This window comes from Pseudomonas pharyngis (assembly GCF_021602345.1).
GTDB lineage: Bacteria > Pseudomonadota > Gammaproteobacteria > Pseudomonadales > Pseudomonadaceae > Aquipseudomonas > Aquipseudomonas pharyngis.
Genome location: NZ_BQID01000008.1, coordinates 257,951 through 273,956, shown reverse-complemented (window position 1 = coordinate 273,956; position 16,006 = coordinate 257,951). Strand labels below are relative to the sequence as shown.

Genomic DNA, 16,006 nt, shown 5'->3' with positions numbered 1-16,006 from the left:
AATTGACGCCGGGGCTGTCCGAGAAGGGGACGCTCCGTATAATGCCGGCATCGCCACTGGTATGGATTAACGGATTAAATATGACTGAACAGCGCCCGATTGCGGTCCTGGGAGGCGGAAGTTTCGGTACCGCCGTGGCCAATCTGTTGGCCGAGAACGGCCATCAAGTCCGGCAGTGGATGCGTGACCCCGAGCAGGCCGAGGCCATCCGGGTCAATCGCGAGAACCCGCGGTACCTCAAAGGCATCAGGATTCTGCCCGGCGTGACCGCGGTCACCGACCTGCAGGAAACCCTCGACGCCTGCGATTTGTGTTTCGTCGCGTTGCCGTCCAGCGCGCTGCGCACGGTGTTGGCAGCGCACGCCAAACGCCTGAGCGGCAAGATGCTGGTCAGCCTGACCAAGGGCATCGAAGCCCACACCTTCAAACTGATGAGCCAGATCCTCGAAGAGATCGCCCCGCAGGCGCGTATCGGCGTGCTGTCCGGGCCAAACCTGGCGCGGGAAATCGCCGAGCACGCACTGACCGCCACCGTGGTCGCCAGCGAAGACGAAGAACTCTGCAAAGCCGTGCAGGCCGCGTTGCATGGCCGCACTTTCCGCGTCTACGCCAGCGCCGACCGTTTCGGCGTGGAGTTGGGCGGCGCACTGAAAAACGTCTACGCGATCATCGCCGGCATGGCGGTGGCGCTGGAAATGGGCGAGAACACCAAGAGCATGCTGATTACCCGGGCGCTGGCCGAAATGACCCGGTTTGCGGTGAATCAGGGCGCCAACCCTATGACCTTCCTCGGTCTGGCCGGTGTCGGCGACCTGATCGTCACTTGCTCGTCGCCGAAAAGCCGCAACTACCAGGTCGGTTTCGCCCTCGGTCAGGGTTTGAGCCTCGACGAAGCGGTGTCGCGCCTGGGTGAAGTGGCCGAAGGCGTCAACACCCTGAAAGTGCTTAAGGCCAAGGCTCAGGAGGTTGGCGTGTACATGCCGCTGGTCGCCGGATTGCATGCAATTCTGTTCGAAGGGCGCACGCTTGAGCAGGTGATCGGTCTGCTGATGCGTGCCGAACCGAAAACCGATGTCGACTTTATTTCCACCAGTGGTTTCAACTGATTCAGCAGGGAGCAGGCCATGAACGATCCGAAAACCGAAGCCAAATATGAATCCATCCTCCTGCGGGTGTTGTGGATGATTGTTTACATCCTGGTCTGGCAGGTAGCGCAGTTCATCCTCGGCGCGGTGGTGCTGGTGCAGTTGATCTATCGTTTGTTCTATGGCGCCCCAAGCGCCAGCCTGATGAATTTCGGCGACAGCCTGAGCCAGTTTCTGGCGCAGATCGGCCGTTTCGGCAGCTTCCACAGCGACCAGAAACCCTGGCCGTTCGCCGACTGGCCGGCGCCGCGTACGCCGGAAGGTGAAGCGCCACACGTTGTTGCGCCGGCACCGCATCCGGCCCGGGATGAGGAACCCAAGCTATGAAACTCTGGGTATTGCGTCACGGTGAGGCCGAGCCCTATGGCTCGCGCCCCGACTCCGAGCGGGAACTGACCGACCACGGTCGCAAGGAAGTGTTGAGCAGCGCGGCCCGTTTGATGGGCCAGCCGCTGACGGCGATCTACGCCAGCCCGTACCTGCGGGCGCAGCAGACGGCGCAACTGGTACGCGAAGCGCTCGGCTTCGAGCCGGAAATCCGTACAGTCGAGTGGTTGACCCCGGAAGTTGACCCGGACCGCGTGGCCGAGCAACTGGTGTCGGTGAGCAACGTGCTGCTGGTCAGCCACAATCCGCTGGTGGGCAATCTGCTCAGCTACCTGCAACACGGTGCGGGCTACCCACCGGAAAAAGTCAGCACCGCCGGGCTGGCCGAGCTCGAACACAGCGAGTTGCTGATCGGCTCGATGACGCTCAACAGCCTTAAACATCCCTGAAATTTTTTGTATGAAATAGTCAACCAAGCACTTGCTTGGTTGACTACGCTTGCTCCAGACCAAAAAACAGGAGCGAGTCGAATGTCTTCCGCCTTCCGTTTGCCGCTGGACGTGTTTTACGAACGCGAGGCCCGGCACCCGCGTCAGCGTTTTCTGGTGCAGCCGATCGGCGGCGGGCAGGTCGAGACACTGACCTGGGCCGACGTCGGCCATCAGGCTCGCTGCGCGGCGCACTGGCTGCGCTCCCGGGAGTGGCCGCCAGGCAGCCACATCGCCCTGATCTCGAAAAATTGCGCGCACTGGATCATCGCCGACCTGGCGATCTGGATGGCCGGGCACGTTTCGGTGCCGCTCTATCCGAACCTCACCGCCGAATCGGTGAATCAGGTGCTGACCCACTCGGAAAGCGTGCTGGCGTTTATCGGCAAACTTGATGACTGGCAGGGTATGTCGCCAGGCGTGCCGGCCGGTCTGACGACGGTCAGCCTGCCGCTGCATCCACTGGGTACGTTCGATTTCAACTGGGACGATGTGCAACGCAGCTCGCCGATCCAGGACGATCCGCGTCCCGCCGCCGAGCAACTGGCGACGATCATTTACACCTCCGGCACCACCGGCCAGCCCAAGGGCGTGATGCACAGCTTCGCCAATCTCGGGTTTGCGACGACGCGCGGCACGCAGCTGTTCGGCCTCAATGAGAACGACCGGCTGCTGTCGTATCTGCCGCTGTGTCATGTCGCCGAGCGGATGTTCGTCGAGCTGGCGTCGATCTATACCGGGCAGACGGTGTTTTTTGCTGAAAGCCTCGACACCTTTCTTGCCGATCTCAAGCGGGCGCGGCCGACGGCGATGTTCGGTGTGCCGCGGATCTGGACCAAGTTCCAGATGGGTGTCTACAGCAAGATCCCGGCGAAACGCCTGGACTTGCTGCTCGGTCTGCCTTTTATCGGCCGACGGATCGGCCACAAGGTCCTGGCCGGATTGGGTCTGGATGCCTTGCGCGTGGCGCTGTCCGGTGCGGCGCCGGTGCCGCTGACCCTGTTGCGCTGGTATCAGAAACTCGGGCTCGACGTGCTGGAGGTCTACGGCATGACCGAAAGCTGCGGTTATTCGCACATCTGCCTGCCGGGGCAATACAAGGAAGGCTGGATCGGCCGGCCGTGTCCTGACGTGGAAGTGCGGATCGACGAGTCCGGCGAAGTGCAGGTGCGCAGCCAGGCGAACATGCTCGGCTATTTCAAGGAACCGCAGAAAACCGCCGAGACCCTCACCGAAGACGGCTTCTTGCGCACCGGCGACAAGGGCGAACAGGACGCCGAAGGGCGTTTGCGCCTGACCGGGCGGCTCAAGGAAATCTTCAAGACCAGCAAGGGCAAATACGTCGCCCCGGCGCCGATCGAAAACCGTCTGGCGGTGCATTCGCGGATCGAGCAGGTCTGCGTGGTCGGCGATGGCCTGAGTGCGCCGCTGGGGTTGTGCGTGCTCTCGGCGGTGGGCCGGGAAGAGCCCCGCGCACCGCTGCATTCGAGCCTGGAAAAACTGCTGGAGGAGGTCAACGCCGTACTCGACAAGCACGAGCGCCTGCGTCGGCTGGTGGTGGTCAAGGACAGTTGGGCAGTGGAGAACGGCTTCCTCACGCCGACCTTGAAGATCAAACGCAACATCATCGAAGACACCTACGGAGCACGTTTCGAAGAATGGAGCGAGCGCAGCGAGGCGGTGCTGTGGCAGGATTGAGCGTCGATCAAAACAACAAAGGAAGCCTGCGATGACCTTGTGGCGCACCACTCCGAACATCGAGCAGTTGAACGCAATCCAGAAAAACACCATCGGCGAAGTGCTGGACATTCGCTTCGAGTCCTTCGACGAGGAATCGCTGACGGCCAGCATGGTCATCGACCATCGCACCCATCAGCCTTACGGCCTGCTGCACGGCGGCGCCTCGGTGGTGCTGGCGGAAACGGTCGGCTCGATGGCCAGCTACCTGTGCATCGACGCCAGCAAGTTCTATTGCGTGGGCCTGGAAATCAACGCCAACCACTTGCGCGGCCTGCGCAGCGGACGAGTGACGGCGGTGGCCAAACCGATCCACATCGGCCGCACCACCCACGTTTGGGATATCCGCCTGACCAGCGATGAAGGCAAGGCCAGTTGTGTGTCGCGCCTGACCATGGCGGTGGTGCCGCTGGGAGAACAACCGCCGGCGCGTTAATGGCCGCAGCGTCATAGCCCTGACCGGACTGTCATCATTCCTGGCAGTTACGGTCATTGCTGTAGGACGCGGTCTTGCGGACAATCAACGCCTGTTTTCCGCTCTTGGATTTGCCGGTATGTCGCAACCGATCTTCTTCGCCCACGCCAACGGTTTCCCTTCGGGTACCTACGGCAAACTGTTCGCGGCGCTGGCGCCCGAGTACCGGGTCGCGCATCTGGAACAACATGCCCATGACCCGCGTTTCCCGGCAGGTGATAACTGGTATCACCTGGTCGATGAACTCATCCATCATCTTCAACAGCAAGACGAGCCGGTGTGGGGCGTGGGCCATTCCTTCGGCGGCATGCTGCATTTGCACGCCGCGCTGCGTTGCCCTGAACTGTATCGGGGCGTGGTGATGCTCGACTCGCCGGTGCTGACCCGCACCGATCAATGGGTGATCCGGGCCGCCAAGCGTTTTGGTTTCATCGACAAACTGACCCCGGCCGGCCGCACGCTGGGACGGCGCGAAGAATTTGCCGATCTGGACAGTGCCCGTGGTTATTTCGCTGGCAAGACCCTGTTCCGCAGCTTTGATCCGGAATGTTTCGATGCCTACCTGCAGCACGGTCTGCACAAGGTCGGCGACAAGCTGCGTCTGCGCTTCGATCCTGCGACCGAGATCAGCATCTATCGCGGCGTGCCGCACACCAGTCCTGCGCATACCCGGCAATTGAAAGTGCCGCTGGCGGTGGTACGTGGACACAAGAGCCGCGTGGTGATGAACCACCACACCCGATTTGTCGGACGCCTGCCTCAGGGCGAGTCGCTGACCGTGCCCGGCGGGCACATGTTTCCGCTTGAGCGTCCGCAGGACACCGCACAATTACTGAAAAACTTGTTCAATCGCTGGGAACGCCGGCAAGACAAGGACTGCGCATGAACCCGGCCGTCGAAGAAGTGCGCCTGAGCCTGCCGCATATCGAACTGGCGGCCCACCTGTTCGGCCCGGACGACGGGTTGCCGGTGATCGCCCTGCACGGCTGGCTGGACAACGCCAACAGCTTCGCCCGACTGGCGCCGAAGCTCAAAGGCTTGCGCATCGTCGCGCTAGACATGGCCGGCCACGGGCATTCCGGGCACCGGCCGAACGGCGCCGGTTACGCACTGTGGGATTACGCCCATGACGTGCTGCAGGTCGCCGAACAACTGGGCTGGAAGCGTTTCGGCCTGCTCGGGCACTCCATGGGCGCCATTGTTTCGCTGGTGCTGGCCGGGTCGTTGCCCGAACGCATCACCCATCTGGCGTTGATCGACGGGGTTATTCCTCCTACCGACAAAGGCGAAAATGCCGCCGAGCGCATGGGCATGGCCTTACAGGCGCAGCTCGATCTTCGGGAAAAGCGCAAACCGGTCTACAACACCCTCGACCGGGCGATCGAAGCGCGGATGAAAGGGCTGGTGGCGGTCAGTCGCGAAGCCGCCGAACTGCTGGCGCAACGCGGACTGATGCCGGTGCCCGGTGGGTACACCTGGCGCACCGACAACCGCCTGACTTTGCCTTCGCCGCTGCGTCTGACCCAGGAACAGGCGATGGCGTTCGTGCAGCGCATTGCCTGCCCCGCACAATTGGTGGTCGCCGCCGATGGCATGCTGGCCAAACATCCCGAGCTGCTGGAACGTCTACCCTTTGCCCGGGAACAGCTGCCGGGCGGGCATCATCTGCACCTGAACGATGAGGCCGGGGCCGAGCTTGTCGCAGACTGTTTCAATCGGTTCTTCGCCATTCCTTGACTTGCTCCCGGCAACTGTCGAGGCTGGGCGGGTTGAAATGGGAGACAACCAAGATGGATTTCTACACCGCTGCGACTTCGAACTGCCCCCAAGGCATCCAGGCCATGTCCCTGCGATGAGCCTGTCCATGCGATCTATCAGTCTGCTGGTGCTGTGCTGTTTCAGTCCCTTTCTAATCGCTGCCGATCTGCCGGGCAGTCAGGATCTGCCGATTGTGCCGCGTGTGGCCGATGCGCAGATCGTCGACTATCGCCCCGCCGTGGAGCTGGAGCGGATCTACCCGCTCGGCTCGATCCGCAAGATCAGCGGTCAATTGCGTTTCGACGGCCAGGTCAGCGCCCGGGGGCAAACCACCTCGGTGACCTATGAATTGCCGCCGGAGCATTCCGCCACCGAAGCCTTTACCCTTGCCCGCGAAGCCCTGCAAAAGCAGGAGGCCCAGCTGTTGTTCTGGTGCCAGGCCCGGGATTGCGGCGAGAGCAGCCTGTGGGCCAACGAGGTGTTTGGCAACGCCAAGCTGTACGGTGCCGACGAGCAACAGGCCTATTTGCTGTTGAGGCTCGCGGCCCCGCGCGACAACACGCTGGTGGCGCTGTACAGCATCACCCGGGGCAATCGCAAAGCCTATCTGCACGTCGAACAGTTCGAGGCGCTGGCACCGCTCGGTGACCTGCTGCCGACCTCGGCCACGCTGCTGCGGGAACTCAAAAGCACCGGTGAGCTGGACTTTCCAAAGCTCGCCGGCGATCCGGATGACACCTGGCTGCGCTTGCTGTCCCGTGGACTGAACCTCGACACCACCTTGCGGGTGACAGTGTCCGGGCCGAAAGCCGAGGCCTGGCGGCAGGCGCTGATCGGGCAGGGCGTGCGCGCCGCGCGAATGGAAACCGGCAGTGTCGACGGCGAAGGTCTGCGCATCGATCTGTTGCGATAAGGTGTCTTTGGCGGACACGCTCGACGTGTTCGCCTACTCTTTGCCTGACTGATTTTTTTCGAGATTTCACATGCCCAATAATGATCGTCTGTTGGTGCAGATCCTGTTGCTGGTGCTGTTTGGTGCCAGTTTCTGGGTGATGGCGCCGTTCTGGTCGGCGCTGTTCTGGGGCGCGGTGCTGGCGTTTGCCAGCTGGCCGCTGATGCGCTTGCTGACCCGCTGGCTCAATGGACGGGAATCCCTCGCGGCCCTGGTCTTGACCATGGGTTGGATGTTGCTGGTGGCGGGGCCGTTGGTGTGGCTGGGTTTCAACCTGGCCGATCACGTGCGTGACGCTACGGCGTTCATCAAGGATGTGCAGGTCGACGGGCTGCCCGAGGCACCGAGCTGGCTGGGTGGCGTGCCTTTGGTGGGCGAACGGCTGGTGGGGATCTGGAACAGCATCGATCAGCAGGGCGCGGCGCTGATGGTGACGGTCAAACCCTATCTGGGGCAGGTCGGCAACTGGCTGCTGGCGCGCAGTGCGCAGATCGGCAGCGGGATTCTCGAGCTGACCCTGAGCATTGTCTTCGTGTTCTTTTTCTACCGCGACGGGCCGCGGCTGGCGGCATTCGTGCACAGTCTGCTGGAACGCCTGATCGGTGACCGGGCCGGGTACTACATCGATCTGGTGGCCGGTACCGTGCAACGGGTGGTCAACGGGGTGATCGGTACGGCGGCGGCGCAAGCGGTGCTGGCGCTGATCGGGTTCCTGATTGCCGGGGTGCCGGGGGCGCTGGTGCTGGGGATCGTGACGTTCCTGCTCAGTCTGATTCCGATGGGGCCACCGCTGGTGTGGATTCCGGCCACGGCATGGCTGGCCTGGAAGGGCGAGTACGGGATGGCGGTGTTTCTCGGGATCTGGGGGACGTTCATCATCAGTGGCGTGGATAACGTGCTCAAGCCGTATCTGATCAGCCGGGGTGGGAATCTGCCGTTGGTGATTGTGTTGCTTGGGGTGTTTGGCGGGTTGATTGCGTTTGGGTTTATCGGGTTGTTTATTGGGCCTACGCTTTTGGCTGTGGCTTATAGTTTGTTGACGGATTGGAGTAAGAGTCAGGCTCGGGTTTGAGGCTTTTGCCTTGGCGGCCTCTGGGCCGACCAGGTTCTTTGGGATTGGGTGAATATCCGTTTCTTCGGGTGTTGCCGCTGGCGGTTTCGCCCTTACGGCGAGTCCCTTTTTCAAACGCCAAAAAGGAACCAAAAGGCTTGGCCCCGACGTTCGGCCCCTCGCTGTGGCTCGGGATTCCTTCGTTCCGGGATTCATCCGGGGGCATCGCCTACGGTTTGCTTCGCTGCACCTCCTCTCGATGCATGCGGCTGCGCCGCACGGTCGCTGCGCTCCCACCCCCGGATAAATCCCTCCACTCAGCCTTCCGAAGGGGCCGGTACGTCAAAAGCGGTACTCGAGCTAACGCTCATTGTGTTGAGTGGTGGGAAGCCAAAGCCAAATCAGGAGTGGGGTTGTATATGTTTTTGAAAACCTGAGTTCACTTCGGTATTTCACGTCGGTGTAGTTCGCTTAAACACCTCGGTCGGTCCCCTCTCCCTCTGGGAGAGGGCTAGGGTGAGGGCAGCTTTGATGACACACCGCAGAGCCAAAGCAAACCACTCACCCAGCCAACCTCAGTCGTCCCTCAAATCCTCACCCAATCTCACGTCGCCACATTCAAATACTTGCCCACCGACGCAGTGCTTTCGAGCGAGTACTGCTTGCTCAGATTGGCAATCATCCGGTTCAGCGCTTCGGTGGTGGTTTGAGTATTGCTGGCGGTTTGTTCGTCATCCGGGCGTTCGCGACCTGCATGCAGTGCAGCTTTCAGTTCGTCGCTGCTGACACCGCCGCTGCTGTCGCTGTCCAGCACCTTGAGCAGAGCGGCGGCGGTGTCGGTGTTGTTCGATGAGTTGCTGTCGCTGGCTTGCAACGCACTGCTCAACTCGGTGGCGGTGACGCTGCCGTCGCCGTCTGCATCGAGTTGGCTGAAGAGTTCGTCACGGGAGGCTTGTGGGGGCGGGGGTGGCGGTGGGGTGAGGCTGGCGGCGAGTTCGTCCTGGCTGACGACGCCGTCTTCGTTTTTGTCCAGGGCCGAGAAGATTTTGCTGCTGTCGGCGGTGCTGCCGGCGCTGGTCAGGCCGTTGCTCAGTTCGTCGCTGCTGATGGCGCCGTCGCCGTCGGCGTCGAGGGCGCTGATCAGGGCGTCGGCCAGTTCGGTGTTGGGGGCCTGGTCGCCTTGGGGCGGTGGCGGTGGGGCCATGGCGGTCATTTCTTCGGCGCTGAGGCTGCCGCTGGCGTCGCTGTCCAGATCGCCGAATTGTTTGCTCAGGCTGACCAGCAGGCCGTCGTTGGACTTCTGCGACAGGGCGCTGCCGAGTTCGTCCTGATCCACCGCGCCGTCGCCGTTGCTGTCGAGTTTGGCGAACAGTTCCTTTTGCAGTTGCTGGCTGCGGGCGTTTTGTGTGGAGGTGCTGCTGGTGCTGGTATAGCTCGTGTAGTTGCTGACGCTACCGATCATCGGGCTCGCTCCTTGGACTGGAAAACCGGTGGGTGTACCGGCTTATGCAGCCTTATGGTGCAAGGTGTCGTGGGTATGTGAGGTTTGTACCGGCCGGTACACAGTCGGGATCAGTGGCGAGGCAGTTGGATCACGGCGGTCAGGCCGCCGCCGGGGGTTTCTGCCAGGGTCAGTTGTCCGCCCTGGCGTTGCGCCGCTTCCCGGGCGATGGTCATGCCCAGGCCGACGCCGCCGGAGTTGCGGTTACGTGAGCCTTCGAGGCGGAAGAACGGCTCGAATACCGCTTCACGCTTGTCCGCCGCGATGCCCGGGCCGTGGTCGATGACGCGGATCAGCAGTTGTTCGCGCTGGTCTTGCAGTTCGATGTGCGCTTGTCCGGCGTAGCGCAGGGCGTTGTCCATCAGGTTGTTGATGCACGAGCGCAGGGCCATCGGTTGTACCTGCAGCGGGGCGCAGTGGCCGCTGACCTGAACGTCGGCGCCTTGATCCTGGGCGTTTTCGCACAGTGATTCGACCAGCGCCTGCACGTCCATCAATTGCAAGGCTTCGCTGGTGCGCTGTTCGTGCAGGTAGGTGAGGGTGGCGTCGAGCATGCCGATCATGTCGTCCAGGTCCTGGCGCATCTGGCCCTGCAGTTTGTCGTCGCTGATATTTTCCAGACGCAGTTTCAGTCGCGACAGCGGGGTGCGCAGGTCGTGGGAGACGGCGCCGAGCATCCGCGCCCGTTGCTGCACCTGTTCGCGGATGCGCTGCTGCATCAGGTTGAAGGTGTACGCAGCCTGCCGTGCTTCCCGCGGGCCGGTTTCGTCCAGTGGTGGGCTGTCGAGGTCTTCGCTCAGGCGCTCGGCCGCATCGCTCAGACGCTGGATCGGTCGGGTCAGCAGCTTGGCGCCGTACCAGGCGGCGATGATCAGCGAGATGAACTGGAAGGTCAGCGGCACGACCGGCCCGCCGAACCAGGGTCGCGGCGGACGGGGCGGGTAGCGTGGATCCTGAGCCGGCTGTTGACCGTCGAGGTTTTGCGAGAACTCCGGTGGCGGTGGCGGGGGCGGTGGGCCGTAGAGGCGGAACCAGGCAAAGGCCAGCAGGTGCGCCAGGACGATCGCCACCAACAGCATGCCAAACAGGCGGCCGAACAGCGTGTCGAAGCGCGCCCGCATCAGCCGATGTCCCGGGCGTCGAACAGGTAGCCTTCACCGCGCACGGTCTTGATCAGTTGCGGGGCTTTCGGGTCGTCGCCGAGTTTTTGCCGCAGGCGCGAGACCAGCAGGTCGATGCTGCGGTCGAAGGCTTCGATCGAGCGGCCACGGGCGGCGTCCAGCAACTGTTCGCGGCTGAGCACCCGGCGCGGGCGTTCGATGAACACCCAGAGCAGGCGGAATTCAGCGTTGGACAGCGGCACCACCAGACCATCGTCGGCGATGAGCTGGCGCAGGACGCTGTTCAGGCGCCAGTTGTCGAAGCGAATGTTCGCACGCTGTTCGCTGCGGTCGTCGCGCACCCGACGCAGAATCGTCTGGATCCGCGCCACCAGTTCCCGGGGTTCGAACGGCTTGGCCATGTAATCATCGGCGCCCAGTTCCAGGCCGATGATCCGGTCGGTAGGTTCGCAGCGGGCGGTGAGCATCAGGATCGGGATATCGGATTCAGCGCGCAGCCAGCGGCACAGCGACAGACCGTCTTCGCCGGGCAGCATCAGGTCGAGCACCACCACGTCGAAATGTTCGGCCTGCATCGCCTGGCGCATCGCCGCGCCGTCGGTGACACCGCTGGCGTGAATGTTGAAGCGGGCCAGGTAGTCGATCATCAATTCACGGATCGGCACGTCATCGTCGACGATCAGCGCGCGGATGTTCCAGCGCTTGTCGTCTTTCTGCTCGTCGTTCACGGAGGCTTGGGAGTTGTGCATGAGGCTGTTCATCTGCCAGTAGGCCGCCAACCACAAAGATAGGCTGCGAGGTTGTGGTTTCAGCATAGGCGTCCGGCCGTGAGGCGGGAAGGGCTGCTGTAAGGACTTGTTGCGGCTGGCGAGGCTAGCGCGGGCGCATGTTGCCGGCGTGTCGGTTGTGTATCGGGTTCGACACAATACCCTGCAAGGCTATGCTGATCACGGTTGGCGCGACGATTTACCGATCATCGGGTGCCGCGCCGCCGCCGGTTCCGCTACAATGCGCGCCGATTTCGACTTGCCTGAGAGCCCATCCATGTCCGCCTGCCAGACTCCTATCATCGTCGCCCTGGATTTCCCTACCCGTGACGCCGCACTGAAGCTGGCTGACCAGTTGGACCCGAAACTGTGCCGGGTCAAAGTGGGCAAGGAACTGTTCACCAGTTGCGCCGCGGAAATCGTCGGCACCCTGCGTGACAAGGGTTTTGAAGTATTCCTGGATCTTAAATTCCACGACATTCCCAACACCACGGCGATGGCGGTAAAAGCCGCGGCAGAGATGGGCGTGTGGATGGTCAACGTTCACTGTTCCGGCGGCCTGCGCATGATGGCGGCCTGCCGTGAAGAGCTGGACAAGCGCAGCGGTCCGCAGCCGTTGCTGATCGGCGTGACCGTGCTGACCAGCATGGAGCGTGAGGATCTGGCGGGTATCGGTCTGGACATCGAGCCGCAGGAGCAGGTGCTGCGTCTGGCGGCGCTGGCCGAGAAGGCCGGGATGGACGGTCTGGTGTGCTCGGCGCTGGAAGCCACTGCGCTGAAAACCGCGCATCCATCGCTGCAACTGGTGACCCCGGGGATTCGTCCGGCGGGCAGCGCCCAGGACGACCAGCGTCGCATCCTGACCCCGCGGCAGGCGCTGGATGCCGGTTCCGACTATCTGGTGATCGGCCGTCCGATCAGCCAGGCGGCGGATCCGGCCAAGGCACTGGCCTCGGTGGTTGCCGAACTGGCCTGAGCGAATAGCTGAAGAAACAATGAAGGGAGCCCGATGGCTCCCTTCATTGATTTCAGACCTTCAACACCAGCTTGCCGAAGTTCTCGCCGCTGAACAGTTTGCCCAGGGTCTCGGGGAATGTTTCCAGGCCTTCAACGATGTCTTCCTTGCTCTTGAGCTGACCCTTGGCCATCCACCCGGCCATTTCCTGGGCGGCACTGGCGTACTGCGCGGCGTAATCCATCACCACGAAGCCTTCCATCCGCGCTCGGTTGACCAGCAGCGACAGGTAGTTGGCCGGGCCTTTGACCGCTTCCTTGTTGTTGTACTGGCTGATCGCGCCGCAGATCACCACGCGTGCTTTCAGGTTGATACGGCTGAGTACGGCGTCGAGGATGTCGCCGCCGACGTTGTCGAAATACACGTCCACGCCTTTCGGGCATTCGCGTTTGAGACCGGCGAGCACGTCTTCGCTCTTGTAGTCGATGGCACCGTCGAAGCCCAGTTCATCGACCAGGAATTTGCACTTGTCCGCGCCGCCGGCGATGCCGACCACCCGGCAGCCTTTGATTTTGGCGATCTGCCCGGCGATGCTGCCGACCGCGCCCGCGGCACCGGACAGCACCACGGTGTCCCCGGCCTTCGGCGCGCCGACATCGAGCAGGGCAAAGTAGGCGGTCATGCCGGTCATGCCCAGTGCGGACAGATAAACCGGCAGCGGTGCCAGTTTCGGATCGACCTTGTAGAAACCTCTTGGCTCGCCGAGGAAATAATCCTGCACGCCAATGGCACCGTTGACGTAGTCGCCGACGGCAAACCCCGGATTGTTCGACGCGACGACTTTACCTACGCCCAACGCGCGCATGACTTCGCCCAGACCCACCGGCGGAATGTAGGACTTGCCTTCGTTCATCCAGCCGCGCATGGCCGGGTCGAGGGACAGGTATTCGTTCTTGACCAGAATCTGCCCTGCCGCCGGCTCGCCGACCGGTACTTCCTGATAGGTGAAGGTCTCGCGGGTGGCGGCGCCCACTGGGCGTTTGGCGAGCAGGAACTGGCGATTGGTCTGGTTGGTCATGACAGGCACTCGAATTGAATGAAGCCTTGTTGATAGACCTTCATGAGCGATGCCGCAAGGTTGGCTCACGGGGCGAATGCAGGCTGATCCAGTACGGTGATAGTGCAGGCCTGGGTTTCATCACTGCGATTCATGCAAGCCTAACCGGCCTTCTGATAGTGCTGACGTCACTCAGGCCCCTGTGGCTATGCTGCCTTCATCCATTCCCCCGCATTCGAGGACATAACAATGAGCATGACGTTTTCCGGTCAGGTAGCCGTCGTCACTGGCGCGGCCAACGGCATCGGCCGCGCGACGGCCCAGGCATTCGCCGCCGAAGGTCTGAAAGTGGTGGTGGCCGATCTGGATGCGGCCGGGGGCGAGGGCACCGTGGCGCTGATTCGTACAGCCGGTGGCGAAGCGACCTTCGTGCGCTGCAACGTGACCGTCGAAAGCGAAGTGAAAAATCTGATGGACGAGGTGATCAATACCTACGGCCGTCTCGACTACGCCTTCAACAATGCCGGGATCGAAATCGAGAAGGGCAAACTGGCCGAAGGCTCGATGGACGAGTTCGACGCGATCATGGGCGTCAACGTCAAGGGCGTCTGGCTGTGCATGAAGTATCAGCTGCCGTTGCTGCTGGCTCAGGGTGGCGGGGCTATCGTCAACACCGCGTCGGTGGCTGGATTGGGCGCCGCGCCGAAGATGAGTATCTACGCGGCTTCCAAACATGCGGTGATCGGTCTGACCAAGTCGGCTGCGATCGAATACGCCAAGAAGAAAATCCGCGTCAACGCCGTCTGCCCGGCGGTGATCGACACTGACATGTTCCGTCGCGCCTATGAAGCGGACCCGAAAAAAGGTGAATTCGCCAACGCCATGCACCCGGTCGGGCGCATTGGCAAGGTCGAGGAAATTGCCAGTGCCGTGCTGTATCTGTGCAGCGACGGTGCGGCCTTTACCATCGGCCATTCGCTGGCCGTGGATGGCGGCGTGACCGCCTTCTAAGGTGGCGTCGACCGAGTCAATAAACGACCCGCCCACTGGCGGGTTTTTTTTCGCCTCGGGAGCGGTTCCGTTAGTCCGCTAAACAATGTGTTTCAAATGGTGAGAACGGAGCCTTTTGGCGGTTTTGTCGCACAGCCTCAAGGGCGTGGCTGTGATTTACTGCCGCCAGCAAAAACGGACAGGAGTTTGCGTGCTCATGGAATTGAGAATTGACCGACAGGCAATGGTGCCGGTCGTACAGCAGATTGTTGACGGGTTGACCGAGTGGATCATGCAGGGGCAGGTGCCGCCGACGACACGTCTGCCCTCCGTGCGCGAGATCGCACGGTGCAATCTGCTCAGCCAGTCCTGCGTCATGGAGGCTTGCGAGCGCCTGGTGGCGCAAGGAGTTCTGGCCTCGCGTCAGGGCTCGGGATTCATGGTGGCGGCTTCGTCGCCCGATTGTTGCAAGGCGATCGATGGCTCCGGGTGTGAAGGGGAGCGCACCGGGGGCGATCCGGCCCTCCGATGGCGCGGCGGTTTGACGCTGGGGAGTGGCGTCCTGCCAGAGAGTTGGCGCGAGCCCGATGATCTCGGCTATGCGATCCGCGAGGTGACACGCGCCGACATGGCCAGCCTGTTCAACTACAGCACGCCTCTTGGGCTGCCGGCGTTGCGCGAACAGATTGTCAGGCGCCTCGGATTGCTGAATATCAAGGCTGCTGACGAGCAGGTGATGACTACCGCCGGCGCCAGCCACGCACTCGACCTGATCGTGCGGACCTTGTTCAAGGCCGGTGATTGCGTCGTGGTAGAAACCCCCGGTTATGCGCCGTTGTTCGATCTCCTGCGCTTGCACGGCGTGCGCATGCTGGAGGTTCGCCGCATGGCGGGCGGGCCGGATGTCGAGGCCCTCGAGGCGTTGCTGCAGCAGTTCCGACCCTCGGCGCTGTTCATCAACAGTCATCATCACAATCCCACGGGCAGTTGCCTGGTGCCGGCGGTCGCCCGACGCATCCTGCAGCTGAGCAGGATCTACGACCTGCGGCTGATAGAAGATGATGTCTATGCCGACCTGCACAACGGCAGCGGCACTCGCCTGGCAGCGCTGGATGACGAGGGGCGGGTCATTTACGTCGGCAGTTTTTCCAAGACCCTGAGCAGCTCGCTACGGGTTGGTTTCGTGCTGGCCGATGGCGAGCTGATCGAGCGGATGGCGCGGGTCAAGATGATCAGTTGCATGGGGACCCCAAGGTTCTGCGAGGCGGTGCTGGCCGGGATGCTTGCCAGTGGTGCCTATCGAAAACTGGTACAGCGTCAGCGTCAGCGGCTTTCCACTGATCGTGCGGCTGCTCTTCAGGCGCTGGAAGACGCTGACTGGGAGGTGTTCGGCAAGCCCACGGGCGGCCTGTTCATCTGGGCACGTTCGCCAGTGGCCGATGAGGCGCGCCTGCGCAGGCATGCTCTGCGATGCGGTGTGCAGTTGTCCTGCGCAACGTCGTTCAGTCCCAGTGGCGAAGCCTGCGACTGGCAGCGGATCAACGTGGCTTACGCCTGCGATCCCCGGGCACGGCAGTTTTTTCGCGATACAGCCATGGATCGACCTCGAACGTTCTGAAAACGACGCGTGCGTAGCTTTTTGCCATTATTCCGACGCCAGAGACTTGTGCTGGTTCAAGGCC

Annotated in this window: 16 protein-coding genes; 12 read left to right on the top strand and 4 right to left on the bottom strand. The window is 62.3% G+C overall.

The genetic code is table 11. The features are described from left to right. Positions 1–80 precede the first annotated feature (80 nt). The 9 genes from L6D74_RS18380 to L6D74_RS18340 all read left to right on the top strand — a co-directional run bounded on the left by L6D74_RS18380 (position 81) and on the right by L6D74_RS18340 (position 7,954). A complete protein-coding gene (locus tag L6D74_RS18380; RefSeq protein ID WP_236189977.1) occupies positions 81–1,106 on the top strand; it encodes an NAD(P)H-dependent glycerol-3-phosphate dehydrogenase in 1,026 nt (341 codons plus the stop codon). A gap of 18 nt (positions 1,107–1,124) precedes the next feature. Next, positions 1,125–1,472 (top strand): DUF4389 domain-containing protein, encoded by a 348-nt coding sequence (locus tag L6D74_RS18375; protein ID WP_039772859.1) that lies wholly within the window; start codon positions 1,125–1,127, stop codon positions 1,470–1,472. Next, positions 1,469–1,921, top strand: coding sequence for a phosphohistidine phosphatase SixA (gene sixA / locus L6D74_RS18370; RefSeq protein WP_064598618.1), 453 nt, complete (start codon positions 1,469–1,471; stop codon positions 1,919–1,921). Before L6D74_RS18375 ends, sixA begins: the two co-directional genes overlap by 4 nt. Positions 1,922–2,002: 81 nt before the next feature. Beyond that, positions 2,003–3,658: an AMP-binding protein gene (locus L6D74_RS18365; RefSeq protein WP_236189976.1), complete on the top strand. Its 1,656-nt coding sequence runs from the start codon at positions 2,003–2,005 to the stop codon at positions 3,656–3,658. A gap of 31 nt (positions 3,659–3,689) precedes the next feature. Continuing rightward, positions 3,690–4,133, top strand: coding sequence for a hotdog fold thioesterase (locus L6D74_RS18360; protein ID WP_007957810.1), 444 nt, complete (start codon positions 3,690–3,692; stop codon positions 4,131–4,133). A 118-nt stretch (positions 4,134–4,251) separates the two neighbouring features. Beyond that, positions 4,252–5,058 (top strand): alpha/beta fold hydrolase, encoded by an 807-nt coding sequence (locus L6D74_RS18355; RefSeq protein WP_039772855.1) that lies wholly within the window; start codon positions 4,252–4,254, stop codon positions 5,056–5,058. Continuing rightward, positions 5,055–5,909 carry an alpha/beta hydrolase gene (locus L6D74_RS18350; RefSeq protein ID WP_064598615.1) on the top strand — a complete coding sequence of 285 codons (855 nt, stop codon included), beginning with the start codon at positions 5,055–5,057 and terminating at the stop codon, positions 5,907–5,909. The genes L6D74_RS18355 and L6D74_RS18350 overlap by 4 nt, the downstream gene beginning before the upstream one ends. Positions 5,910–6,036: 127 nt before the next feature. Next, on the top strand, positions 6,037–6,843 hold the full coding sequence (locus L6D74_RS18345; protein ID WP_085610692.1) for a DUF4892 domain-containing protein: 807 nt from the start codon (positions 6,037–6,039) through the stop codon (positions 6,841–6,843). A gap of 70 nt (positions 6,844–6,913) precedes the next feature. Next, complete coding sequence (locus L6D74_RS18340) at positions 6,914–7,954, top strand: AI-2E family transporter (RefSeq protein WP_039772850.1); 1,041 nt, start codon at positions 6,914–6,916, stop codon at positions 7,952–7,954. 583 nt (positions 7,955–8,537) lie between these two features. On the opposite strand, the gene xopAW is transcribed toward L6D74_RS18340, so the two are convergent. The 3 genes from xopAW to L6D74_RS18325 form a co-directional block, all read right to left on the bottom strand. Continuing rightward, positions 8,538–9,395 carry an EF-hand domain-containing protein gene (xopAW, locus tag L6D74_RS18335; protein ID WP_236189974.1) on the bottom strand — a complete coding sequence of 286 codons (858 nt, stop codon included), beginning with the start codon at positions 9,393–9,395 and terminating at the stop codon, positions 8,538–8,540. Between the two features lie 110 nt (positions 9,396–9,505). Further along, positions 9,506–10,555 carry a sensor histidine kinase gene (locus L6D74_RS18330; protein ID WP_134334272.1) on the bottom strand — a complete coding sequence of 350 codons (1,050 nt, stop codon included), beginning with the start codon at positions 10,553–10,555 and terminating at the stop codon, positions 9,506–9,508. Next, positions 10,555–11,304 (bottom strand): response regulator, encoded by a 750-nt coding sequence (locus L6D74_RS18325; protein WP_064600917.1) that lies wholly within the window; start codon positions 11,302–11,304, stop codon positions 10,555–10,557. The genes L6D74_RS18330 and L6D74_RS18325 overlap by 1 nt, the downstream gene beginning before the upstream one ends. A 295-nt stretch (positions 11,305–11,599) precedes the next feature. Between L6D74_RS18325 and pyrF the strand changes: the two genes are divergently transcribed. Further along, the gene (gene pyrF, locus L6D74_RS18320) at positions 11,600–12,298 is read left to right on the top strand and encodes an orotidine-5'-phosphate decarboxylase (protein ID WP_007960372.1); all 699 of its coding nucleotides are present in this window, start codon (positions 11,600–11,602) and stop codon (positions 12,296–12,298) included. Positions 12,299–12,350: 52 nt separating this feature from the next. On the opposite strand, the gene L6D74_RS18315 is transcribed toward pyrF, so the two are convergent. Beyond that, positions 12,351–13,355, bottom strand: coding sequence for an NADP-dependent oxidoreductase (locus L6D74_RS18315; protein ID WP_236189973.1), 1,005 nt, complete (start codon positions 13,353–13,355; stop codon positions 12,351–12,353). A 228-nt stretch (positions 13,356–13,583) separates the two neighbouring features. On the opposite strand from L6D74_RS18315, the gene L6D74_RS18310 reads away from it, so the two are divergent. Beyond that, the gene (locus L6D74_RS18310; RefSeq protein WP_236189972.1) at positions 13,584–14,345 is read left to right on the top strand and encodes an SDR family oxidoreductase; all 762 of its coding nucleotides are present in this window, start codon (positions 13,584–13,586) and stop codon (positions 14,343–14,345) included. A gap of 196 nt (positions 14,346–14,541) precedes the next feature. Next, positions 14,542–15,942, top strand: a complete 1,401-nt coding sequence (locus L6D74_RS18305; RefSeq protein WP_085647418.1) for an aminotransferase-like domain-containing protein — start codon at positions 14,542–14,544, stop codon at positions 15,940–15,942. The last annotated feature ends 64 nt before the right edge of the window (positions 15,943–16,006 follow it).

Excerpts from the sequence above, each read along its gene's own strand:
- xopAW (WP_236189974.1), bottom strand. The coding sequence starts at position 9,395 with ATGATCGGTAGCGTCAGCAACTACACGAGCTATACCAGCACCAGCAGC.
- L6D74_RS18340 (WP_039772850.1), top strand. The coding sequence starts at position 6,914 with ATGCCCAATAATGATCGTCTGTTGGTGCAGATCCTGTTGCTGGTGCTG.
- L6D74_RS18350 (WP_064598615.1), top strand. The coding sequence starts at position 5,055 with ATGAACCCGGCCGTCGAAGAAGTGCGCCTGAGCCTGCCGCATATCGAA.
- L6D74_RS18380 (WP_236189977.1), top strand. The coding sequence starts at position 81 with ATGACTGAACAGCGCCCGATTGCGGTCCTGGGAGGCGGAAGTTTCGGT.
- L6D74_RS18375 (WP_039772859.1), top strand. The coding sequence starts at position 1,125 with ATGAACGATCCGAAAACCGAAGCCAAATATGAATCCATCCTCCTGCGG.
- L6D74_RS18345 (WP_085610692.1), top strand. The coding sequence starts at position 6,037 with ATGCGATCTATCAGTCTGCTGGTGCTGTGCTGTTTCAGTCCCTTTCTA.
- L6D74_RS18360 (WP_007957810.1), top strand. The coding sequence starts at position 3,690 with ATGACCTTGTGGCGCACCACTCCGAACATCGAGCAGTTGAACGCAATC.
- L6D74_RS18310 (WP_236189972.1), top strand. The coding sequence starts at position 13,584 with ATGAGCATGACGTTTTCCGGTCAGGTAGCCGTCGTCACTGGCGCGGCC.
- L6D74_RS18355 (WP_039772855.1), top strand. The coding sequence starts at position 4,252 with ATGTCGCAACCGATCTTCTTCGCCCACGCCAACGGTTTCCCTTCGGGT.
- L6D74_RS18305 (WP_085647418.1), top strand. The coding sequence starts at position 14,542 with ATGGAATTGAGAATTGACCGACAGGCAATGGTGCCGGTCGTACAGCAG.
- L6D74_RS18330 (WP_134334272.1), bottom strand. The coding sequence starts at position 10,555 with ATGCGGGCGCGCTTCGACACGCTGTTCGGCCGCCTGTTTGGCATGCTG.
- L6D74_RS18315 (WP_236189973.1), bottom strand. The coding sequence starts at position 13,355 with ATGACCAACCAGACCAATCGCCAGTTCCTGCTCGCCAAACGCCCAGTG.
- L6D74_RS18325 (WP_064600917.1), bottom strand. The coding sequence starts at position 11,304 with ATGCACAACTCCCAAGCCTCCGTGAACGACGAGCAGAAAGACGACAAG.
- L6D74_RS18365 (WP_236189976.1), top strand. The coding sequence starts at position 2,003 with ATGTCTTCCGCCTTCCGTTTGCCGCTGGACGTGTTTTACGAACGCGAG.
- pyrF (WP_007960372.1), top strand. The coding sequence starts at position 11,600 with ATGTCCGCCTGCCAGACTCCTATCATCGTCGCCCTGGATTTCCCTACC.
- sixA (WP_064598618.1), top strand. The coding sequence starts at position 1,469 with ATGAAACTCTGGGTATTGCGTCACGGTGAGGCCGAGCCCTATGGCTCG.